The 21,066-nt window shown below is 45.6% G+C and carries 22 protein-coding genes; 3 read left to right on the top strand and 19 right to left on the bottom strand.

Features of this window, described 5'->3' with window-relative positions:
• Nucleotides 1-164: 164 nt before the first annotated feature.
• The 10 genes from ACJJIL_RS14720 to ACJJIL_RS14675 form a co-directional block, all read right to left on the bottom strand.
• Entirely contained in the window at nucleotides 165-662 is a 498-nt protein-coding gene (locus ACJJIL_RS14720; RefSeq protein WP_445360047.1) for a hypothetical protein, read from the bottom strand.
• A 247-nt stretch (nucleotides 663-909) separates the two neighbouring features.
• Nucleotides 910-1,296: a tautomerase family protein gene (locus ACJJIL_RS14715; RefSeq protein WP_445360046.1), complete on the bottom strand. Its 387-nt coding sequence runs from the start codon at nucleotides 1,294-1,296 to the stop codon at nucleotides 910-912.
• 115 nt (nucleotides 1,297-1,411) lie between these two features.
• Nucleotides 1,412-1,999, bottom strand: coding sequence for a GNAT family N-acetyltransferase (locus tag ACJJIL_RS14710; RefSeq protein WP_445360045.1), 588 nt, complete (start codon nucleotides 1,997-1,999; stop codon nucleotides 1,412-1,414).
• A 1,163-nt stretch (nucleotides 2,000-3,162) separates the two neighbouring features.
• On the bottom strand, nucleotides 3,163-4,197 hold the full coding sequence (locus ACJJIL_RS14705) for an IS481 family transposase (RefSeq protein WP_445359737.1): 1,035 nt from the start codon (nucleotides 4,195-4,197) through the stop codon (nucleotides 3,163-3,165).
• 144 nt (nucleotides 4,198-4,341) lie between these two features.
• Entirely contained in the window at nucleotides 4,342-5,175 is an 834-nt protein-coding gene (locus tag ACJJIL_RS14700) for a hypothetical protein (RefSeq protein ID WP_445360044.1), read from the bottom strand.
• Between the two features lie 68 nt (nucleotides 5,176-5,243).
• Entirely contained in the window at nucleotides 5,244-6,089 is an 846-nt protein-coding gene (locus ACJJIL_RS14695) for an IS3 family transposase (protein WP_444905485.1), read from the bottom strand.
• Nucleotides 6,090-6,097: 8 nt separating this feature from the next.
• A complete protein-coding gene (locus ACJJIL_RS14690; RefSeq protein ID WP_282933834.1) occupies nucleotides 6,098-6,406 on the bottom strand; it encodes a transposase in 309 nt (102 codons plus the stop codon).
• A 164-nt stretch (nucleotides 6,407-6,570) separates the two neighbouring features.
• A complete protein-coding gene (locus ACJJIL_RS14685; RefSeq protein ID WP_445360043.1) occupies nucleotides 6,571-6,954 on the bottom strand; it encodes a hypothetical protein in 384 nt (127 codons plus the stop codon).
• 126 nt (nucleotides 6,955-7,080) lie between these two features.
• Complete coding sequence (locus tag ACJJIL_RS14680; protein ID WP_445360042.1) at nucleotides 7,081-7,323, bottom strand: hypothetical protein; 243 nt, start codon at nucleotides 7,321-7,323, stop codon at nucleotides 7,081-7,083.
• A gap of 30 nt (nucleotides 7,324-7,353) precedes the next feature.
• On the bottom strand, nucleotides 7,354-7,809 hold the full coding sequence (locus ACJJIL_RS14675) for a hypothetical protein (RefSeq protein ID WP_445360041.1): 456 nt from the start codon (nucleotides 7,807-7,809) through the stop codon (nucleotides 7,354-7,356).
• 558 nt (nucleotides 7,810-8,367) lie between these two features.
• Between ACJJIL_RS14675 and ACJJIL_RS23515 the strand changes: the two genes are divergently transcribed.
• From ACJJIL_RS23515 to ACJJIL_RS14660, 3 genes are all read left to right on the top strand, one after another.
• Nucleotides 8,368-8,784, top strand: coding sequence for a hypothetical protein (locus ACJJIL_RS23515; RefSeq protein WP_507021883.1), 417 nt, complete (start codon nucleotides 8,368-8,370; stop codon nucleotides 8,782-8,784).
• 2 nt (nucleotides 8,785-8,786) lie between these two features.
• Nucleotides 8,787-9,638: a reverse transcriptase domain-containing protein gene (locus tag ACJJIL_RS23510; RefSeq protein ID WP_507021882.1), complete on the top strand. Its 852-nt coding sequence runs from the start codon at nucleotides 8,787-8,789 to the stop codon at nucleotides 9,636-9,638.
• A gap of 180 nt (nucleotides 9,639-9,818) precedes the next feature.
• The gene (locus tag ACJJIL_RS14660) at nucleotides 9,819-10,853 is read left to right on the top strand and encodes an IS481 family transposase (RefSeq protein WP_445359737.1); all 1,035 of its coding nucleotides are present in this window, start codon (nucleotides 9,819-9,821) and stop codon (nucleotides 10,851-10,853) included.
• A gap of 73 nt (nucleotides 10,854-10,926) precedes the next feature.
• Here ACJJIL_RS14660 and ACJJIL_RS14655 read toward each other — a convergent pair whose 3' ends face one another.
• The 9 genes from ACJJIL_RS14655 to ACJJIL_RS14615 all read right to left on the bottom strand — a co-directional run bounded on the left by ACJJIL_RS14655 (nucleotide 10,927) and on the right by ACJJIL_RS14615 (nucleotide 21,030).
• Nucleotides 10,927-11,409 (bottom strand): hypothetical protein, encoded by a 483-nt coding sequence (locus ACJJIL_RS14655; RefSeq protein ID WP_445360040.1) that lies wholly within the window; start codon nucleotides 11,407-11,409, stop codon nucleotides 10,927-10,929.
• Between the two features lie 99 nt (nucleotides 11,410-11,508).
• Nucleotides 11,509-11,913, bottom strand: a complete 405-nt coding sequence (locus tag ACJJIL_RS14650; RefSeq protein WP_445360039.1) for a DUF2251 domain-containing protein — start codon at nucleotides 11,911-11,913, stop codon at nucleotides 11,509-11,511.
• Between the two features lie 914 nt (nucleotides 11,914-12,827).
• Nucleotides 12,828-12,998, bottom strand: coding sequence for a carbon storage regulator CsrA (csrA, locus tag ACJJIL_RS14645; RefSeq protein WP_444916573.1), 171 nt, complete (start codon nucleotides 12,996-12,998; stop codon nucleotides 12,828-12,830).
• A gap of 213 nt (nucleotides 12,999-13,211) precedes the next feature.
• Entirely contained in the window at nucleotides 13,212-14,246 is a 1,035-nt protein-coding gene (locus ACJJIL_RS14640) for an IS481 family transposase (protein WP_444905427.1), read from the bottom strand.
• A 714-nt stretch (nucleotides 14,247-14,960) separates the two neighbouring features.
• On the bottom strand, nucleotides 14,961-16,391 hold the full coding sequence (locus tag ACJJIL_RS14635; RefSeq protein ID WP_445360038.1) for an amidohydrolase family protein: 1,431 nt from the start codon (nucleotides 16,389-16,391) through the stop codon (nucleotides 14,961-14,963).
• A 90-nt stretch (nucleotides 16,392-16,481) separates the two neighbouring features.
• The gene (locus ACJJIL_RS14630; protein ID WP_445360037.1) at nucleotides 16,482-17,558 is read right to left on the bottom strand and encodes a helix-turn-helix domain-containing protein; all 1,077 of its coding nucleotides are present in this window, start codon (nucleotides 17,556-17,558) and stop codon (nucleotides 16,482-16,484) included.
• A gap of 334 nt (nucleotides 17,559-17,892) precedes the next feature.
• Entirely contained in the window at nucleotides 17,893-18,309 is a 417-nt protein-coding gene (locus tag ACJJIL_RS14625; protein ID WP_445360036.1) for a hypothetical protein, read from the bottom strand.
• Between the two features lie 410 nt (nucleotides 18,310-18,719).
• Nucleotides 18,720-19,745, bottom strand: coding sequence for an L-threonine 3-dehydrogenase, zinc-binding type (gene tdh / locus ACJJIL_RS14620; RefSeq protein WP_444896565.1), 1,026 nt, complete (start codon nucleotides 19,743-19,745; stop codon nucleotides 18,720-18,722).
• A gap of 85 nt (nucleotides 19,746-19,830) precedes the next feature.
• On the bottom strand, nucleotides 19,831-21,030 hold the full coding sequence (locus tag ACJJIL_RS14615) for a glycine C-acetyltransferase (RefSeq protein WP_282933632.1): 1,200 nt from the start codon (nucleotides 21,028-21,030) through the stop codon (nucleotides 19,831-19,833).
• Nucleotides 21,031-21,066 lie beyond the last annotated feature (36 nt).

The raw sequence follows: 21,066 nt of genomic DNA, 5'->3' as shown, positions 1-21,066 counted from the left end.
CCTCGTATTTTCTATATATGGATCTTGCTTCTAAAGATAGGGGGTTGGCCTTATTTATTTTATATCGAAATATTGGGATATGCGGATTGCTCGAATCTAACTATATATTTATATCGGGTTATAGGAAAGCAAGCCGAAGGGCTGGAACGTACAGCAGCAACTTGTTAGGCCTCAGACAAGCTAGGATATCGCAATATCCCATAAGCATCTTTGCTCGCCTTTACAATTTCTTCGGCTCTTTGCTCTAGTGACCAGCCATTAATGCATTCACAGTACCATTCATCCTCTAGAGCAGTAAACTCTCCTAGAGAACCTGGGTAATCTAAATGGATAATAGCTTCGTAGATCTTTGCCACCCCCCTTTCTGGGGTCAATATACCTTCAATAATTTTTTTGGTTAGAACTTTGGCATAACCTTCGATAGCGGTAAGCGAGGTTGGGCGTGTTATGCGAAGTTCAGACAAAACTCGATTAAAGTAATCTTCCGATTCAAACTCATTAACGGGTTTTAGAAGAGTTGCGAGGACCGCTAAATTTTCTGTTTCTATACCAGACTCAAGTAGGTACATAGCCCAAGCGATCTTATACTCGGAACCACCCGAAAACATGGCCGTTAGACCTAGAACTCGATATGTCTCCAATTTTTGATCATTGCTTAGCATGTCGAATCCTAAAGTTGCATAACGCCGCTAGCAAGTGCAGTCGAAGCAACGCGTAGGCTGTCCAGCCCAGCTCCAAAAGGTTTGGGCGAGCTTGACTAGCCTGGTTATGGCTGGCGCGTACTGAACGACCTACTTGCTCTTTGCCAGCCACCGTTTGGCTGGCCACTACCCAATGTTTACGAGGAAAGAATACCGCACTTTCCCCAACCAATTCCTATCTTACTGGCAGTCCCACACCATTGACTTGTTACACGTTGACTTTGTACTTGAGATCATTTGCCTCATCACCTGTAATACCCCTGAAACCCCATTGATAAGGCGCTTGTTCTTTAATGGTTATTTCAACGTCGGCTGGGGCTAACGAAAGCTGGCTTTCAAGCTTTTGAAAGAGAGATTTGATAAGAGTTCTTTGGGTTTCGGGTTTGCGGCCTGCCATCATGTTTATTTCTATGACGGTGTATGCGTCAGTTCTTCCACCGGGATAATAAAAGTCTTCTTTCTCCAATGGCACAAATCTGTGAGCACGTTTGTCTTCGGGCATTCCAAGAACGGACCGCATGCAGCCGTGAATGACATTGGATAATTTTGCCTTTATCGGGTTTAGATTCTCCTTGATTCCATATACTACGATCACATTTTTTCCTTCATAGAAGTGTAACGCCGTGATATGCGACGGGCGCTGCGAAGCGGCGACCGTCCGGTGGAGGCCCAAAGGGCCGGAACGAACATCATAACCTTATTATATGGTTTTATATTTCAGCCTTTATGAGCAAACAGCCTCCTTCATGAGGAATAAGCTCATGTGGTTCCAATTTAATATATTTCACCACGCTAAATCCTTGGTTTTTATAAAGGCCAATAGCTCGAATGTTGTCAGCGAACACAATGAGACTGAGTTCATTGTAACCGTCATTACTCGATTTTTCTTTTGTATGATTTATCAATGACTTACCAATACCCAATCCTCGATACGATTCTTCAACACACATAGCATCGAGAAAATAGCTTCCTTCAACTCTACTGGTATAAAACTCTCTGAACCTTTCAATTCGATCAGCTGGTAAAAAGTTGGTTAATTCATCAGTTATGCAGTGATAGTGCGCTGGATATGAGAGGGCCATTCCGATAACTTTTTGATCAAGTTCAGCCACAATAGCACTGCGAAAGGTATGAGGATAAACGTCTTGTTCTAATCCATCACAAAGTAGCTGCAAAGCAGAACAACTCGGTATCAAGTCGCGAAAAAGATATTCAACTGCACCGTCAGATGCCAAATAATCAAGTTCAGCTATACGTTGACAATCTACTTGCGTTCCTTGCTTATAACTCACGTTCATTTTTTATACCCTGAACATTCTTGATTAGTGGCCCCGCCATATAACGCTGCTAGCAAGGGCAGCCGAAGCGGAGCGTAGGCTGTCCAGCCCCGAAGGGGTTGGGCGAGCTTGACTGGACTGGTTATGGCTGGCGCGCTCAGAACTGACTACTAGCAATTTGCCAGCCACAGCTTGGCTGGCCACTGCCCAATATTTACGAGGAAAGAATACCGCACCTTCCCCAACCAATTCCTATCTTACTGGCACTCTACAAAATTGCAGCGGACTGCCTCTTTTTACAATACCTGAGCGAACACTCTAGGAGCGAAACTGCTCGAATAGCAATCAGTAAAATTGCGTAATACTGAGTGCTATTTAGTGGCACTAAACCTTCAGTTACTACGAAAAATCAATAAAACCGATCGCCACAATAACACCCAGCATGGGCGTGAACTAATGGGGTGAAAGTCCCCTGTAGGAAGATCACCGTTTAATGGACTTCATTAAATGCTAACTACTAGCGAATGGCAACTCCAATACCGTGAGGTCTTGTGGGGAGGAAGCCGCTAGCAAAACTACGAGCTGACGGACAGAAACATCATATAAGGCTTAGCCTGGAGGCGAGGTGGCCAAGAACACCGAAGCCATGTGATCTAACGGGTAAAGTAAATGAAGCAGTTGTGTAGTGAAAGTTCACGTTCTTATCTGGGGAGATCTGTTCAACCTGCTGCTGTAAAGCTGTCAGCGTGGCCGCTGACTCATAAGTAGGCCCAGCCCGCTAGCCACCATCGCGGGGATAGAAAAAAATGGTGGAACACAGCAGCGCTCCGCTCAGTAATGAGTAGGGTGATTAAACAGAAGTCAGCAGACGGCATAGTAGCCAAATGCCAAGATTAATACCTTGGACAGGGTGAAGGCCTGAACCTAAATCCACGAGTTGAAAGACAGGGCTAGCCTACTGATATGTTTCCAGTCGGTTAAAGTTGATGTAGCGCACTGCCATGACACTCAACTCAAATGAAGATCTGCTCGACACTATCGTTGGTTAGAGATTCATTACGGATAGGAACCGCCCATTGCGGACCCGCATGATGGGTGGTGTAGGGGCCGGTAGCTAAAATGTAGTAGTTCAGACTTGATCTGACAGTTACCGGTTTCTCAGGAGGTGCTCTGTCAGGTCAAATTCAGCTTACGAGCTTTTCCTTCCAAATACTTTTTCCATCTTCAAGAGTTGCCATCGGAGTTCGACCGCAACACTTCTTACCCTGGTGGGTTCTCTCATTATTGTAATATGTGAGCCATTCGTCTAGATCCTTTTGCAAGTCCTCTATTGATCCATAGATCTTGCGGCGTAATGAAGGTTGATAGAACTCTTGTAAAATAGTTTTATGAAAGCGCTCACAGATCCCATTTGTTTGCGGATGCCTGGCTTTTGTCTTCGTGTGTTCTATTTCGTTCACACTCAGATATAGCTGGTAGTCGTGCTGCTCCAACTTGCCACAATATTCAGTACCACGATCAGTTAGGATACGCAGCACTGGCAGATCATGCATGGCATAAAATGGCAGTACACGATCATTCAGAAGGTCTGCCGCAGTGATTGGCGTTTTGGTGGTATACAGCTTGCAATGAGCCACCTTTGCATAGGTATCGACATAGGTTTGTTGGTAAACACGTCCGACGCCCTTAAAGGTTCCTACATAGAAGGTATCCTGCGAGCCCAGATAACCTGGGTGTTGAGTATCAATTTCACCACAGGCTTCATCATCATGACGTTTTCTCTCTAAAGCTTGAACCTGTGACTCTGTAAGGATCAGTCCCTCCTCAGCCACCTTGGCCTCAAGTGCCTTTAATCGCAATTTGAAGTTAGCAAGGTCGTGCCGTAACCAGATACTCCGAACACCACTAGGGGACACAAATACACCGCGTTTGCGCAGCTCATTGGAAACTCGAACCTGCCCGTGGGCAGGCTCTTGGACGGCATAAGTTAACACTGCCTCTTCAATGGCTGTGTCAACACGGTTCTTGTGGTTGGGCACGCGCCGGTTCTTCTCAAGAAGGGCGTCCACGCCGCCACTTGAAACGGCTTCCTTATAGCGATAGAAAGTGTCTCTCGACACACCCAGCATCTTGCAAGCTTTGGAGATATTGCCGAGTTCTTCTGCCAGATTTAGCAATCCGGTCTTGTGTTTGATGATGCGATCATTAGTATGGATCATGGGGTTTATCCTTGGTTTTGCTTTTAGGTTTAGGCACCTTCATCAAAACCGGTAAACCCCTCTTTTTCAAGGGAATGTGTCAGATTTGGTCTGAACTAATCCAGCTAAAAACTACCGGCTACCCGATTTATGTGCTCACTCATTTCATTCCCTCCAACTTTTATAACAACTTGGACATTGTTTAGCCTTCTCTGTCCTAAGTGAGCTACCACAAAATGGACATTTAGCTACAGTATGTAGATCCTCTACTCTTTTATGGAACATTTCTGGGTGTTTCTGTCTCATGACTTCCTCATTAAATGAGTATGCAATTTCTGATGGTCGTTTAGCAAAAGACACATATTCACCTTTTAGCATTCCTCGTTCAAAAGACGCATTAAACTCAGTCAAGCTTTCATAGTCTTCAGAAACAAGATCCGTTAACTCACCCTCACCCTGGTAGTAGAACTTCTCATTCCTAGAGGTTAAGAACTCCATCAATAATTTTTTACCTTTACCTCCTGATATTTCTTCATATGCCTCTAATGTTGCAGTAACTTTCACACGGCCTTCAGGTAGGAATAGTCTTTTATTAATTTCGATATCTTCTGGCGAGAGTTTTGGTACCACTTTTCCATCGAAGGCTTTCTTGCAAACAGCATCGCCATTTAGATAATAGTAGTTAAAGCTACCCTCATCCCAGCCCTCTCGCATATATAGCTTTTTTACTCCTAGTTTGGAGATAGACATTCCTAGCCAATTTATTGATGAAGACCGTCCGCTATATGCGGTTATATACACTAGATTTTTACTTCGGCTTATATTTTCAATAGTTAGCTCTTGATAATCTTTCTCTATAGATTTTCTAGACAGACTATTTATGGTTTTATAGAAATCATATTCATTGCTCTTTGCTGCCGACTTCATGTTTTTAGCGAATACCTTTGCTTCGCTATCGCTTTTCATCTCTGCTTCTACACTAACATTAATTTCTGTCATTCATCCATTTCCATATCTATGAGTTCAGCTCGGTCACTGGTCTTGCCCACAAAAAGTAGACACTCTAACTATGCGTATTTTCGCTCATACTCTGCTGGACTTACATAGCCCAATGCAGAGTGCCTACGAACCCTATTGTAGAAAATCTCAATGTATTCAAACACCTCAGATTTTGCTTGCTCTTCGCTTTCGAATGTTCCGGCATAGACCAGCTCGACTTTTAGCCTGCTAAAGAATGATTCCATTGCCGCATTATCCCAACAGTTAGCCTGGCGACTCATACTCGGCTTGCACTTGCTTTCGGACAAGAGATCCTGGTATTTCTGCGATCGATATTGCACACCCCTGTCAGAGTGAACTAGCAGTCCAGGCTTTATTGGTCGTCGCTCTAGGGCCATTTTCAATGCTCGACGTGTCAATTCATCGGTCATCTGCGAGTCGAATGCCCAACCTACAATACGTCGAGAGTACAGATCCATAACTACCGCGAGGTATAGCCACCTATCCAGAACCCAGATATACGTAATGTCACTGGTCCAGCGGCAATTTGGTCGATCCACATCAAAGCAACGCTTAAGTAAGTTGGCGGAGACGTTAATGCTCCCCTCCACGGGCTGACTATATCGAAAGCCTTTGCCGTTTCTCGCTTTAATATGTTCCTGTTGCATAAGCTTAGCGACGTAGTTCCGCGAGCATGGCTCACCTAACTCTTGAAGCTCGCAAGCAATTCTAGGCGCGCCATAACGACCTTTAAACTCAGCAAACGTCTCTCGGATTTTCTCGATTGTTCGTATCTCTCTAATCGTGCGAGCAGATGGCAATCGCCCCCGCCATCGATAATAACCCGATCTTGAGACTTCTAAACACCGACACATCAAGCTAACCGGGAATGACCCTACATGCTCTTGTATCAATGCGTACTTTACTCTTGGTGGTTCGCAAAGTACGCAGCTGCCTTTTTTAGAAACTCAACCTCCTGACGAGCTTCATGCAGCTCCTTCTTGAGTTTGCGAACTTCAGCGCTTTCCTGTTTGGAATAGTCGACACCGTCTAAACTATTGAACTGCTTATCAGACAGTCGATTAAATTGACGACGCCAGTTGTAGATCTGCTGTGCGCTGACGCCTAGCTCTCGCGCCACAGAAGCCGTTGTTGCTCCAGCCTTTTCCGCTCTCTTAACTGCTTCTCTGCGGAACTCCTCCGTATACGCCTGAGTTCTTTTCTTACCCATGATACACCTCCGTGTTAGGCCTAAACCTAACTATACAGGGTGTCTACTAAACGTGGGTAAGTCTTTCACATAACGCCCGTAGCGAAGGCAGGAAAAAATGGCGCGTCTTTTAATACAAAAGGCGTGACAGTTTTGACTGTCCGATTGCCTGCGTTTGTTATGCATTACTTCATTTGCATCTTATGGTAAAAGGGGGAAATAGGCGGTTTAGGAAATTTCACCCCTTTATAAGCCTTTACAAAGCAGGCAGACTTCTCATCATCTTTTTTCGTGATTACTTCGCGAATTATGCCATCCGAACCTTGAATTGAAACCAAATCTACTGTTTCTTGCCCAAATTTGTAACAACCACCTCTTTCATCGATTCTGTTTTGGTTATTGAAATTCGTCCATATCGAAAAGTAATCTCTGTATAGATTACTATCCTTATATTCTTTCCACTGTTTAGCACTAAGGTCATGAGCTTCTTCATATGTAAGCTGCTCTTGAATGCTAGCGAGTGAATTCGTACATATCACTACTACAAAGACGGTCAGATATTTCTTCATATACATCCCATGTGCATAACGTTGCCAGCAAGGGCAGCCGAAGCGAAGCGTAGGCTGTCCAGCCCAGCCTCCGGCTGGGCGATCTTGCCTGGCCTGGTTATGCGTGACCTCGCACTGTGAATAAAATTATTTCTTTCTAGGGCAGCCTGCAAAGTAGCCAGCCAAAATTAGTATGACGGCAATGCCAAGCGTGTACCACTTGCTAACACTAGGGCTATCTGAGGGAACAACCTTGTAATGGCCATTTTCCAGTGTAGATTGCACCCAATTCAGCGGAACAAAATCCACTAACTCAGGAATTCCTGTAGCTATTGCTATCAGTGTGTAAACAAAGATCAAAATCCCTAAGTAAAAAATTATCTTAGCCATTCTCAATCGGCCGCATAACGCCGCACCTTGTTATGTGGGTCTCAGGTATTTCTTGCCTACGAAGTAACAAACTATCATTGATACGAGTATGGATGAAACACACCAGGCAAAAACCCTACTGTAGTACTCAAGGCCACTAAAGAGCAAAAAACCATTAGGCACGAGTGCTATGAACATGCCAACCGGCATTGGAGCAAGTAAGACGGCCGAAAGTGGAACAAAAAGCAACAGTTTTATTGCCATATTCCACTGCACGCTTCTGATTTTCTTTGCATAAAAGTAGAGAGCGATTATCAATGGTGTGGACAACAACAACCAAAATGGAATACGCACAAGTAATTGCCAAGCTTGATCAATCATTCGTATCGCGATGTCCATATGCTCTATTTCCTGCTCACATACGCTCGCAGCACGCGCGGCTTTGTAGTGGAGGCGCAGCCGCAACAGAAAAGCCGTCGCTATGCCTGCGCTTGGTACGCCCAGCATGGGCGTGAACTAATGGGGTGAAAGTCCCCTGTAGGAGGATCACCATTTAATGGGTCCATTAAATGCTAACTACTAGCGAATGGCAACTGCAATACCGCGAGGTTTTGTGGGGAGGAAGCCGCTAGCAAAACTACGAGCTGACGAACAGAAACATCATATAAGGCTTAGCCTGGAGGCGAGGTGGCCAAGGATACCAAAGCCATGTGGTCTAACGGGTAGAGTAAATGATGCAGTTGTGTAGTGAAAGTTCACGTTCTTATCTGGGGAGATCTGTTTAACTTGCCGCTGTGAAGCTGTCAGCGTGGCCGCTGAATCATAAATAGGCCCAACTCGCTAGCCACCATCGTGGGGTAGACAAAAATGGTGGGACACAGCGGCGCCTTGGTCAGTAATGATCGAGGTGATTAAACAGAAGTCAGCCGACGGCATAGTAGCCAAATGCCAAGATTAATACCTTGGACAGGGTGAAGGCCTGAACCCAAAATCCACGAGTTAAAAGACAGGGCTAGCCTACCGATATGTTGCCAGCCGGATATAAAATTGACGTAGCGCACTGCCATGACACTCAACTCAAATGAAAATCTACTCGACGCTATCCTCAGCAAAGAAAACCTCAATGCTGCATGGAAGCACGTTCGAGCCAATAAAGGTGCCGCAGGTATCGATGGGATTTCCGTTGATTATTTTGTGCAGCACTTCAAGGCAGTTGGGGATGAAATTATCGAAGCCATTCGGCAAGGTCATTATCAGCCGCTGCCTGTTAGACGCGTCTACATTCGCAAGTCAGACGGTGGTCAGCGAGGCCTTGGGATACCTACGATCTTTGATCGTGTTATTCAGCAGGCAATCGCGCAAATCATCAACCCTATTTTCGATGTGACTTTTTCAGAGTTTAGCTATGGCTTCCGGCCAAAGCGATCACAGCATCACGCGGTGAAAAGCTACAAAAGTATATCGAGGGTGGCAAGCGAATAGCGGTGGATGTCGATCTATCCAAGTTCTTCGATCGAGTGAATCATGACTTTCTCATGAGCTTACTTGGCCAAAGAATTAACGATAAGCGTTTACTCAAACTGATCGCAAGCTACTTGCGCGTAGGCTGGGTAGAAGATGGATGTTGGCAAGCGTGTTATGAGGGGGTGCCACAAGGTGGCCCTTTATCGCCGCTGCTCTCCAACATTGTACTCGACTTGCTCGACAAAGAGCTGGAAAAACGCCGACACAATTTCGTCCGCTATGCGGATGATTTTGTGATTGTCGTTTCTTCTAAACGCGCGGGTGAGCGGGTTATGGCGAGCATTAAACGCTTTGTTGAGCGCAAGCTTAAACTCAAAGTTAACAATACTAAAAGCCAAGTAGTCCCCGTTAGTCGTTGTAAGTTTCTGGGTTTTTCTTTCCGTGGAGCAAAGCTTGTCTGGCATGATAAGTCACTGCGCCAATTTAAATACCACGTCCGTCAGATTACAGGACGGTCCCGTGGCATTTCGATGGAAAAGAAACTGAAAGAACTTACCGTATACCTCCGTGGTTGGATCAACTATTTTGGAATAGCGCAAGGCTATCAAAAATGTATTGATCTAGACTGCTGGATACGGCGGCGATTAAGAATGAGCTATTGGAAGAATTGGCGCAGAGTGAGAACGAAAGTTCGAAATTTACTGCGTATGGGTGTGAGTGAATCGCTGGCAGTTACCTGCGGCTCGTCCGGTAAAAGTTACTGGCGAAGCGCAAAAACTGAGGGTATTCATATTGCGCTCAATAATGAGTTCTTCGAAGAGATGGGGTTGATTTCATTGCGAGATCGTTGGGTAGAGATTCACTACGGATAGGGAACCGCCCATTGCGGACCCGCACGATGGGTGGTGTGGGGGCCGGTAGTTAGAAACTACCGGCTACCCGATTTATGTGGATTAGTTCAGACCAAATCTGACACATTCCCTTGAAAAAGAGGGGTTTACCGGTTTTGATGAAGGTGCCTAAACCTAAAAGCAAAACCAAGGATAAACCCCATGATCCATACTAATGATCGCATCATCAAACACAAGACCGGATTGCTAAATCTGGCAGAAGAACTCGGCAATATCTCCAAAGCTTGCAAGATGCTGGGTGTGTCGAGAGACACTTTCTATCGCTATAAGGAAGCCGTTTCAAGTGGCGGCGTGGACGCCCTTCTTGAGAAGAACCGGCGCGTGCCCAACCACAAGAACCGTGTTGACACAGCCATTGAAGAGGCAGTGTTAACTTATGCCGTCCAAGAGCCTGCCCACGGGCAGGTTCGAGTTTCCAATGAGCTGCGCAAACGCGGTGTATTTGTGTCCCCTAGTGGTGTTCGGAGTATCTGGTTACGGCACGACCTTGCTAACTTCAAATTGCGATTAAAGGCACTTGAGGCCAAGGTGGCTGAGGAGGGACTGATCCTTACAGAGTCACAGGTTCAAGCTTTAGAGAGAAAACGTCATGATGATGAAGCCTGTGGTGAAATTGATACTCAACACCCAGGTTATCTGGGCTCGCAGGATACCTTCTATGTAGGAACCTTTAAGGGCGTCGGACGTGTTTACCAACAAACCTATGTCGATACCTATGCAAAGGTGGCTCATTGCAAGCTGTATACCACCAAAACGCCAATCACTGCGGCAGACCTTCTGAATGATCGTGTACTGCCATTTTATGCCATGCATGATCTGCCAGTGCTGCGTATCCTAACTGATCGTGGTACTGAATATTGTGGCAAGTTGGAGCAGCACGACTACCAGCTATATCTGAGTGTGAACGAAATAGAACACACGAAGACAAAAGCCAGGCATCCGCAAACAAATGGGATCTGTGAGCGCTTTCATAAAACTATTTTACAAGAGTTCTATCAACCTTCATTACGCCGCAAGATCTATGGATCAATAGAGGACTTGCAAAAGGATCTAGACGAATGGCTCACATATTACAATAATGAGAGAACCCACCAGGGTAAGAAGTGTTGCGGTCGAACTCCGATGGCAACTCTTGAAGATGGAAAAAGTATTTGGAAGGAAAAGCTCGTAAGCTGAATTTGACCTGACAGAGCACCTCCTGAAAAACCGGTAACTGTCAGATCAAGTCTGAACTACTACAATTTATGAGCTACCACCGGTTTTGCCACTTACTTTCTACCAAATTGAATTCATGGTTACTGTCGTGCGGTGCAATATTAGCCTTCAAATTAAAGCCCTGACCGCCCACAGCTTGCCAACATTTTGAGAACCACTCAATTAGCTCATTTGTAGCGATATCCCATGGGTCAAGCGACTCATCTTTGCTTGCATACTCTTCTTCTAGCTCATACGGGTATACGTGTTCGATTTTCAACAAACTTGGATCTACGGGTGAGGGGTATTCTGCTTTTCCATCTACGTAGATAAAGTGCTCTGAATTATCTTTATCCATAAAGAATGCCCGAACTGGGAATCCTGACGAGAACCCATCAACGAAAATCTCAAATGCGAGCGTATCAACCTCTTTGGGATAATCGAACTCTATTAATTTTTTGAGAATAGGCCTCAAATCCTCACTCAGGTTTTCTAAGTGCTCTGCGACCTTACCTTTAAATTCTTGCTCGATGTTCATTTCTCTCGCTACTCATAACGCCGTAAACATGGGCCGGAGCACGCAGTGCGGAGGTCCAGCACCGCAGGTGCGACATGCTTTGCATTGTTAAACGCGGACTCAGAACAGTGTAAGAACATCATCGCTCCATTCATGGCTGTGCTTAGTCCATTTGGTGTCTGGCTGTGGGAAATTCGTACGGCAATAACCTCTTTGAGCTAGAAAATCGAATGCTGCTTGAGGGTAGCCGTTAATCAGTAGTAGAGCCTTATTACCATCTCCTGACCACACAATTTGAGCTTCAGATGGCAGATGCTTATCCGTGACATTAGCGACATTATAAATATGAAGAGCATCTAGAACTGGGTTATCATCACGGCTTCTATCTAATCCGTATAAGTATCCAGTGTCACCATCATCTTCGAACACGACCATGTAGCTATTCTTCGGTGACCCACTTTCAAGAGTAGTTTCAACACCAACTGTGAACTCAGTTTCGGCATATATCATTGCCTCGTCGGCCATGCTAATAAGGCTCCAAGTCATCGTTATTGTAAGTAGCAGATATTTGATGATCATATTCGTTTAACATTTATATAGTAATCATTCTGATCACTATTATCCTGATTACTATCTCGGAATCAATCTAGTTGGAGAGAGATAAATTTTCATTTTAAATCAGAAGGTTATACGAATTTGGGCTAATCGTACAAAATGGAAAAACGATCATCATGACTACTATCAAGCAATATCAGAAAGCTCTTAACTTGTTGAATTATATACTATTTCAGAGTTATTTATCGTTAGTAAGAAAATAACGGTCATGATGATCGAAAATCTGACGAGCTAGCGCTTGCTAACTTTATTTGGACCTCGTGTAAGATAGGTTGAAACGGCAAAAAATAAACAGAAAATGGGCTATAAACAGAGTGGAATCCTAGGAACAGTTGCTCTGGATAACTGACGATTGAGTAGTAGAAGTCTAATGGGGAAAATCAGCTCTATTTTTGTTTGAAGTAGTAATTTATGTGGTGGTTATCTGCTTAAAAGATCAAATTATCAAGGCGGCTAAGGAGAGGTTCTGGCTCTCCTTAGCCGAGTTAAGGGCGTGAAGCAGCTAAAGGGCAGGGCTGTGTGCAGTATTGTTGCTTGGCACTGATCATTGAGAGCTGGTTTTGAGGCTAGCTTCTATAGTGGCGATGTGAGTACATTATTGAGCTTAGGTGAAAGCTATTTTTGAGTGTTAGTGATTTTGCTGTACGCAGGATGAGGATCTCGATAGATCTTGCTGGCTTTGAATGCCTGTCAATTCAATCAGGCATGGGATTTGAAATACTGTACACAAAGCCGCTGCTTCAGCTCTTCCCGCTATTGGGTTTACGAGCTATAGACTCACTAAGTAGTACAAAATCAAACTTGTGATCAGTAGCTATTATCTATTACCGCTTGTTCTTTTTAATACGCAGATAGACCTCCTCACGGTGCACAGATATTGACTTTGGGGCGTCTATGCCGATGCTTATCTGGTTTCCCTTAACTTCCAATACTGTGATTGAGATCTTTGCCCCAATTCTGAGGTTTTCACCAACTCGGCGGTTTAAAATTAACATATTTCGTTCCTGCTGAATTTCAAAATAGAAGATGGCCTTCCGTAGTGGGAAGATTCAAGAAGTAATGTGTGGGATTTGAAAGAGGTGGGGCGCGAGAACGATAGGCATAGAAGAAGAAAAGGCGGGCGCAACGCTCCCAGAGCTTGAGGTGTAGTAGTTCAGACTTGATCTGACAGTTACCGGTTTCTCAGGAGATGCTCTGTCAGGTCAAATTCAGTTTACGAGCTTTTCCTTCCAGATGCTTTTTCCATCTTCAAGAGTTGCTAACGGTGTTCGACCGCAACACTTCTTACCCTGATGAGTTCTCTCATTATTGTAATATGTGAGCCACTCGTCCAGATCCGTTTGTAACTCTTCTATTGATCCATAGATCTTGCGGCGTAATGAGGGTTGGTAGAACTCTTGTAAAATGGTCTTATGGAAGCGCTCACAGATTCCATTAGTTTGTGGATGTCTGGCTTTTGTCTTAGTGTGTTCTATTTCGTTCACACTTAGATATAACTGGTAGTCGTGCTGTTCCAATTTGCCACAATACTCCGTACCGCGATCAGTTAGGATACGCAGCACTGGTAGATCATGTAAGGCATAAAACGGTAGCACACGGTCATTCAGGAGGTCCGCCGCAGTGATTGGCGTTTTGGTGGTGTACAGCTTGCAATGAGCCACCTTTGCATAGGTATCGACATAGGTTTGTTGGTAAACACGTCCGACGCCCTTAAAGGTTCCTACATAGAAGGTATCCTGCGAGCCCAGATAACCTGGGTGTTGAGTATCAATTTCACCGCAGGCTTCATCATCATGCCGTTTTCTCTCCAAAGCCTGAACCTGTGACTCTGTGAGGATCAGTCCCTCCTCAGCGACCTTGGCCTCAAGTGCCTTTAATCGCAATTTGAAGTTAGCCAGGTCATGCCGTAACCAGATACTCCGAACGCCACTAGGGGACACAAATACACCGCGTTTACGCAGTTCATTGGAAACTCGAACCTGCCCATGGGCAGGCTCTTGGAGGGCATAAGTTAACACTGCCTCTTCAATGACTGTGTCAACACGGTTCTTGTGGTTGGGCACACGCCGGTTCTTCTCAAGAAGGGCGTCCACACCGCCACTTGAAACGGCTTCCTTATAGCGATAGAAAGTGTCTCTCGACACACCCAGCATCTTGCAAGCTTTGGAGATATTGCCGAGTTCTTCTGCCAGATTTAGCAATCCGGTCTTGTGTTTGATGATGCGATCATTAGTATGGATCATGGGGTTTATCCTTGGTTTTGCTTTTAGGTTTAGGCACCTTCATCAAAACCGGTAAACCCCTCTTTTTCAAGAGGATGTGTCAGATTTGGTCTGAACTAATACACTTGAGGACACACTCCAAGCTGCTGAATCTACTCCACTTTATTGAAGACGAGCGGGTATCTAGCGTATGATGCATATAGCCATTTTGATAGTTTGCGTATCAATGTGGTTAGCTGGCCCCTGGTGTTGGTAGCACCTTGGGTCAGCGCCTTTTACTTATTCTTATATTGCTCTAGCGTTCTCCTTTAAGTAGGCGAGTCTTTTTCAGAGTTCTTAGGTCTCTCTTATAGCTTACTTGGACCTCATAGAGACTCATTCAAGTAAACTTTATATGCCGATACATATCCATCGATTTTACGTAGCTTTGATATTAAAACAAACTTAATAAATTCCAATAAGATCATTTTTGTGCCTATATTTTGTAAATTCTCACTTCGAACTCATTGAATCACTGATAGTAAACCTGAGATTGAAGAATCTATTTTTAAACTTCGGGTTCGAGGTTTGTATGGCTTACTAGCCGAAGTAGATAGTTCTGAGTGAAGATATTAGTAGGTTTGGACATCTTAACTTTGTGGGGTGACTCTACCTTTTAATATGGAATTCCCTTCTAATTCGGCTGGGCTTTTTTTTCGGGGGATACATTAGTAGTTTATTTAACTGGCGCCGTCGCTAATAAATATAATTATCCACAATCCACCAAATATAAAATTTGCTTTTCGATCCTGTGCTTTTAGCTAGCTCTTTCATTTCACTAAGGCTATGTCTATCGTAGTATCTCTGATCCAAAATTACCCCTAGGGGCTTGGTGAGTGTGTTTAAGTTTTCTCGTGGATCGTCTTCGAGCAATAATAGTTCGGCATTAAAGCCTGTGGAAACTGAGCCCACCTTATTGCTAATGCCCAGTGCTTTTGCTGGGTGATGGGTTGCTGCTCGCAATACATCTTTAACAGGAATCCCCACCTCCACTAATCGTTGCATTTCTTGAATAGTGCCCAAGCCGTTGGGCGTATAGAAGGTTCCGCCGTCTGACGCTATCAGTATCTCAACACCGGCTTGGTTTAGCTGCTTGGCCATATCTCCGAAAATGTTGGATTTACCCTGCCAATCCTGTTGCGCTTTAGCACTATGTATCCCACTAACCTTCTGCTCACCCATTGCTTTTATCGCGGGGTGATTGAGCTCGAGATCATCAGCTATGCTGCGCCAGTAGTCTGGCCCATGCTGAGCGACCTGTGCTACGTTGTCATATACGATTAATGTAGGGCTAACTGGTACATTGCTATCTAATAGTTGCTGCACAATTTCATCGAAACTGTCCTGCTGATAATCGTAGTTCAAATGTGCCTGAAAGATCATTTCCACATGCTCTAATGACTGCGGTTTAGCCGATAAGTATTCATTGAGAGTAATACCAAAAGGCGGGTGGCCAGCTAAAGGCATGCCGAGCTTTTGCGCCTCATCAGCTATAGCGAAGAAAACCTCACGGGATAAGCCGTCATAAACTTTAACTTGTTGGTACCCCTGTTGATATTGCTGGCGAACCAGCTGGCGAGCCTCTTCTTTACTACCAATAAACTTGTGGTGTCGGCCACTGGCATAGTGAGAATGTTGATTTACAGGTGCACCGGATAACACCATATGAGGGCCGGCTATATTCCCAGTATCGATCCATTTTTTAAGAATACGCTGAGGGGAATTGCCAGCCATAACTCTTGTACGAGTGACTCCGTGCGCTAACATAGCTAATAGATCGGATCGACCCCATACATGGCTGTGCATATCGATTAAGCCTGGCATCACATATTTACCCAGGCCATTAATCCTCAGCTCGCCTTCAATCTCAGGTATTACATCGCTAGTTATTTGGGCAATTCTTCCACCTTGAATGACGAGGTTTTGGTTACTTGCGGCTGTATTATGCTGGGTGTCGATGACTGTGATATCGGTAACTACAATGCGAGCATTCTGTTCAGCTAACCCGTAGGAAGAGGGAGGGATGTACCATGCACATCCCCAAGATCCGAGCGCAGCAACGCTAATGAACACTAAAATAGCTACCGCTGCTTTCCATGAACGAGAAAAATAAGAAGATAACTTCATAATGGACTCTTTTGAATCAAAGAGGCCAAAATGCCAAAATTATCAGCTTCTAGCGTCCGAAATCCAGATTTTGCACATCCAAAGTAACCATTATTGAGGTTTTGCTGCTAAATACTGACTAGGAGTCATCCCAAGGTGGCGCTTAAACAGGCTGTTGAAGCTGGATTTAGAGTTAAAGCCCGCTTCAAGTGCAATATCGAGGAGACGAACTTTTTTGTCCGAATCACTCTCTTTTGCTGAATCAAGTTGCGAAACTACATCTGCCAAACGCTGGGCATTAACATAGTCATTAAAGTTACCGCCATAGCCCTGATTGATGGCCCAGGAAACATCTTTCTCTCCAAGCCCTGTATGTTGTGCCAAATCCCGAAGGGATAACCTTGGCAGGCGATAGAGCTGTTGACTATGAACTTGTTTGTTAAGCTCTTTGAAAAGCGTATCTGCCTGAGTCGTTTCGTCAGCTTTGCACTTTCCTTTATCACAACCCTCTATTACGGATAAGCCCAGCGCTTGTTCACCATCTGTTAAACCCGCAAATAGCTGCGGTTCCCTAACTGCACGAATTACAAGCAAAGCAACAATCAAAAAATAGCTCAGCTGCATAACAAGGTACCATCTGAGCAAAAGAGGAATGGGTAAGTAAGGTTGCAAGTTATGCCGCACTGCATCCACCAGTGCAACGCCAACCAGAACCCATAGGATACGCTTAACCCAATCAGCTCTCAATTTGTTAGCATCGGAGCGGTTTTGGGGCAAGATATGTTGATATCGAATAAGCGCTTTTATACTTAATGAGAAGTAAACAATCTGACTTAAAGTACCGGCTGCTAAAACCCACTGGGGCCAGTGATTAAATAATAAACTGATTGCTGCTGGTGCTAAGTGCACCCAGTGTTTACGTTGTTGTTGATAACTGGCGGATATTAATTGTGCAACTACGGCAAAAAATAATGGGCCCATCAATAATGAGAACGAAGGCGTGATTAAATAGCCAAGATTAACTACTTTCGTTTCTTCTACAAAATTAAATGTCATCAATAATGCAGTGGCGCCTAACAAGTATCGCATTGCTGTAAAACGGTTTTGCGCCCAAAGTAATGCAATACCTAGAATCGATAGGGTGATAAAGGCTATCTGTAAAAAATTAGATGCGGAGTAATTTACCATATTTGCTCAAATAATAAGCTATAAGCCGATAAGCAGAATTTCTTAAGTGGGAACATCGTTCGAAACTTCCTGTATTTGATCATACTGGGTGACTACTTATGGAGCCTCTTAACAAATCTGTAGGCCCTGAAGGGTGGGGGTTGAATGCCACAGCTGCTGCGTTTCAACCAGGTCATTTTCGGTGAACTGTACCTAACGTATGCAGCCTTCAAGATCCGCAGGGGTATTATGGAGTTATTCAGAGTCTCTCTAAGTGTAACTTCCCAAAGTATGGGGGGTGAAGCTGAGATCGATTACTTGAAGTACGCGAGTATACTTCTGCTTGTTGCGAGTCTTATTCAACACGACAAAAATAATCTCTAAACTCCCATTTTGTTACTGGCAATGAGTAGCAGTTATTTTCGTATTTTAAAATCCGTGTCTCATCAGAAGTGGAGAGTTCGTCGTAATATGTGATACGAATCGTATCGGCACTCAAGACTTCGATCGTATGTGGTGAAAATGTCAATACCTCAGGCTTTTCCCCTATGATGTAAGTTGCAAACGAATCTACTCGAACTACATTCACGAGACGCCCAAAGAAATTAGAGCGGAAGAGCATTTGGGTTTTCTCGGGTATGTCCTCCACGTTGTTCATGCTGGCTAAAGTCTTTTTTTCATTTGATTGCCAAGTTCCCACATAGAAGAGGTTTTCGTCTGCTATGACAAATGGTGTAAAAAGAAGTAATGCCAAAGTTAAATAAAGTTTCATGTTCTTACTTTTAATTCTTGTGCCGCGGTAAAACCGATCTTTATTATCCCGATTGTTATCTTGGAATCAATTGGAGTAAAAACCGGAAGACCTATGTAGGAGTAGAATGTGGTAGCGATCCGGTCCGATCGTACCAGGTTTATGCGCTATAAATATAAAGATGTACAGTAAAAAAGAGGCTTCAGGGATATTGAATGAATCGTGTGTTAGGTCGGCTGGAACCTAATGATTCAGGATTTTGAAAAAATAATCGAAGTTTTAAAAGATCTATTTCTGCCGCTAACTGGTTAAGCCGTAGCAACTGTAAATGTGTAGAAGCAGGCAGGTAGCGCAAAGATATTTTGGGGCAGGGGGAGTGGTAAATTGAGGGCAGGGAGAATGGCTGCGGGCGATTCCACAGCCATTGGGACTTATTTCCAGTTCAGGATAACCTTACCGGATTCACCAGATCCCATGGTATCGAAGCCTTGTTGGAAGTCATCGATCGAAAACTGGTGAGTGATAATTGGGGTTAAATCCAGACCGGATTGAATCAGGCTGGCCATTTTGTACCAGGTCTCAAACATCTCACGGCCGTAAATGCCTTTGATCATCAGGCCTTTAAAAATAACCTGCCCCCAGTCGATCGCCATTTCACCGGCGGGGATACCGAGCATAGCAATTTTGCCCCCGTGGTTCATTGCGGCGATCATATCGCGGAAGGCGACGGGTACGCCGGACATCTCCAGGCCAACATCAAAGCCTTCGCTCATTCCCAGCTCGTTCATCACATCGCTGAGATTTTCCTTGGCAACGTTTACGGCACGGGTAGCGCCCATCTTGCGTGCCAGGTCCAGGCGGTATTCATTGATATCGGTGATAACTACATGGCGTGCGCCAACATGTTTGGCGACTGCTGCGGCCATAATACCGATAGGGCCGGCGCCGGTAATCAGTACATCTTCGCCCACCAGGTCGAAAGACAGGGCCGTGTGTACCGCATTACCGAGGGGATCGAAAATAGAGGCGAGATCGTCAGAAATGTTATCCGGAATCTTGAAGGCATTGAGCGCGGGGATTACCAGATACTCTGCAAAAGCTCCGGGACGGTCTACACCGACACCGTAAGTGTTGCGGCACAAGTGGCGGCGGCCGGCACGACAGTTGCGGCAGTGGCCGCAGGTAATATGGCCTTCACCGGAAACACGGTCGCCCACCTGGAAACCTGCAACTTCCTGCCCCATACCGACAACTTCACCCACATATTCGTGGCCAACCACCATGGGGACAGGAATAGTCTTTTGAGACCATTCATCCCAGTTGTAGATATGCATGTCGGTACCGCAAATCGCGGTTTTGTGAATCTTGATCAGCAGGTCGTTGTGGCCCGGTGTGGGGATTTCCACATCGGTGAGCCAGATTCCCACTTCAGATTTCAGCTTGGATAGTGCTTTCATTGTTTTTAAAACTACAAATGGCAGGGCGCGGCGCTGCTCCGGTGAATTCCTTGTGAGAATTACCGTATCAGCGCCGCTGTTTGGTTTAGATAATATTCAGTTCGCGGCCAACTTCAATGAAGGCATCGATACACTGGTCGAGCTGCTCGCGAGTGTGGGCGGCGGACATCTGGGTGCGGATGCGGGCCTGGCCCTTGGGCACTACCGGATAGAAGAAGCCTACTACGTAGATACCGCGCTCCAACATCTTGTCAGCCATTTTCTGCGCCAAGGCAGCATCGCCAATCATCACCGGGATGATCGGGTGGTCGGCACCGGCCAGGGTAAAGCCTGCTTCGGACATGCGCTTGCGGAAGTAAGCGGAGTTGTCGCGCAGTTGTTCACGCAGCTCGCCGCCTTCAGTCAGCATATCCAACACCTTCAGGGAGGCGGTGACGATCGCCGGGGCTACGGAGTTGGAGAACAGATAGGGGCGCGAGCGCTGGCGCAGCATATCGATAATTTCCTTGCGGCCAGAAGTAAAGCCGCCGGAAGCGCCGCCCAGGGCCTTGCCCAGGGTGCCGGTAATAATATCGACGCGGTCAATTACATCGCAGTATTCATGGGTGCCACGGCCGTGGTCACCGAGGAAGCCCACTGCGTGGGAGTCGTCCACCATTACCAGGGCATTGTATTGGTCGGCCAAGTCGCACACGGCTTTGAGGTTGGCGATAACTCCGTCCATAGAGAAAACGCCATCAGTGGCGATCAGTTTGGTCTTGGCGCCAGCGGCGTCTGCGGCCTGTAGCTGCTTCTCCAGTTCCGCCATATCGTTGTTGGCGTAGCGGTAGCGCTTGGCTTTACACAGGCGCACGCCGTCGATGATGGAGGCGTGGTTGAGGGAGTCGGAGATGATGGCATCTTCCGGGCCCAGCAGCGTTTCAAACAGGCCGCCATTGGCGTCGAAGCAAGAGGTGTAAAGAATGGTGTCTTCGGTTTCCAGGAACTCAGATAGGCGCGATTCCAGCGCTTTGTGAATGTCCTGGGTGCCGCAGATAAAGCGCACCGATGCCATGCCGAAGCCGTACTGTTCGAGCCCCTCTTTGGCTGCTTCAATCAGGTCCGGGTGGTTAGCCAGGCCCAGGTAGTTGTTCGCACAAAAATTCAGTACCTGGGTGTCGTTGTTCACCTGGATCTCAGCGGCCTGCTGGGAGGTAATAATCCGCTCGCGTTTGTACAGGCCGTCTGCATCGATCTGTTTGAGTTCGCTGCGCAGGTGCTCAAAGAATTGTTCTGGCTTTGACATGGTATTGTTTTTAGCTCCTGTCGGGTGCTCTTGGCA

The organism is Microbulbifer maximicatervae (SeqCode) (assembly GCF_052468095.1).
This window is presented reverse-complemented; position numbering and strand designations above follow the sequence as displayed.

Bases quoted from the DNA above. Each gene is read 5' to 3' on its own strand.
- ACJJIL_RS14720 (WP_445360047.1), bottom strand. From the start codon at position 662: ATGCTAAGCAATGATCAAAAATTGGAGACATATCGAGTTCTAGGTCTA.
- ACJJIL_RS14710 (WP_445360045.1), bottom strand. From the start codon at position 1,999: ATGAACGTGAGTTATAAGCAAGGAACGCAAGTAGATTGTCAACGTATA.
- ACJJIL_RS14705 (WP_445359737.1), bottom strand. From the start codon at position 4,197: ATGATCCATACTAATGATCGCATCATCAAACACAAGACCGGATTGCTA.
- ACJJIL_RS14700 (WP_445360044.1), bottom strand. From the start codon at position 5,175: ATGACAGAAATTAATGTTAGTGTAGAAGCAGAGATGAAAAGCGATAGC.
- ACJJIL_RS14690 (WP_282933834.1), bottom strand. From the start codon at position 6,406: ATGGGTAAGAAAAGAACTCAGGCGTATACGGAGGAGTTCCGCAGAGAA.
- ACJJIL_RS14685 (WP_445360043.1), bottom strand. From the start codon at position 6,954: ATGAAGAAATATCTGACCGTCTTTGTAGTAGTGATATGTACGAATTCA.
- ACJJIL_RS14680 (WP_445360042.1), bottom strand. From the start codon at position 7,323: ATGGCTAAGATAATTTTTTACTTAGGGATTTTGATCTTTGTTTACACA.
- ACJJIL_RS14675 (WP_445360041.1), bottom strand. From the start codon at position 7,809: ATGCTGGGCGTACCAAGCGCAGGCATAGCGACGGCTTTTCTGTTGCGG.
- ACJJIL_RS23515 (WP_507021883.1), top strand. From the start codon at position 8,368: ATGACACTCAACTCAAATGAAAATCTACTCGACGCTATCCTCAGCAAA.
- ACJJIL_RS14660 (WP_445359737.1), top strand. From the start codon at position 9,819: ATGATCCATACTAATGATCGCATCATCAAACACAAGACCGGATTGCTA.
- ACJJIL_RS14655 (WP_445360040.1), bottom strand. From the start codon at position 11,409: ATGAACATCGAGCAAGAATTTAAAGGTAAGGTCGCAGAGCACTTAGAA.
- ACJJIL_RS14650 (WP_445360039.1), bottom strand. From the start codon at position 11,913: ATGGCCGACGAGGCAATGATATATGCCGAAACTGAGTTCACAGTTGGT.
- csrA (WP_444916573.1), bottom strand. From the start codon at position 12,998: ATGTTAATTTTAAACCGCCGAGTTGGTGAAAACCTCAGAATTGGGGCA.
- ACJJIL_RS14640 (WP_444905427.1), bottom strand. From the start codon at position 14,246: ATGATCCATACTAATGATCGCATCATCAAACACAAGACCGGATTGCTA.
- ACJJIL_RS14635 (WP_445360038.1), bottom strand. From the start codon at position 16,391: ATGAAGTTATCTTCTTATTTTTCTCGTTCATGGAAAGCAGCGGTAGCT.
- ACJJIL_RS14630 (WP_445360037.1), bottom strand. From the start codon at position 17,558: ATGGTAAATTACTCCGCATCTAATTTTTTACAGATAGCCTTTATCACC.
- ACJJIL_RS14625 (WP_445360036.1), bottom strand. From the start codon at position 18,309: ATGAAACTTTATTTAACTTTGGCATTACTTCTTTTTACACCATTTGTC.
- tdh (WP_444896565.1), bottom strand. From the start codon at position 19,745: ATGAAAGCACTATCCAAGCTGAAATCTGAAGTGGGAATCTGGCTCACC.
- ACJJIL_RS14615 (WP_282933632.1), bottom strand. From the start codon at position 21,030: ATGTCAAAGCCAGAACAATTCTTTGAGCACCTGCGCAGCGAACTCAAA.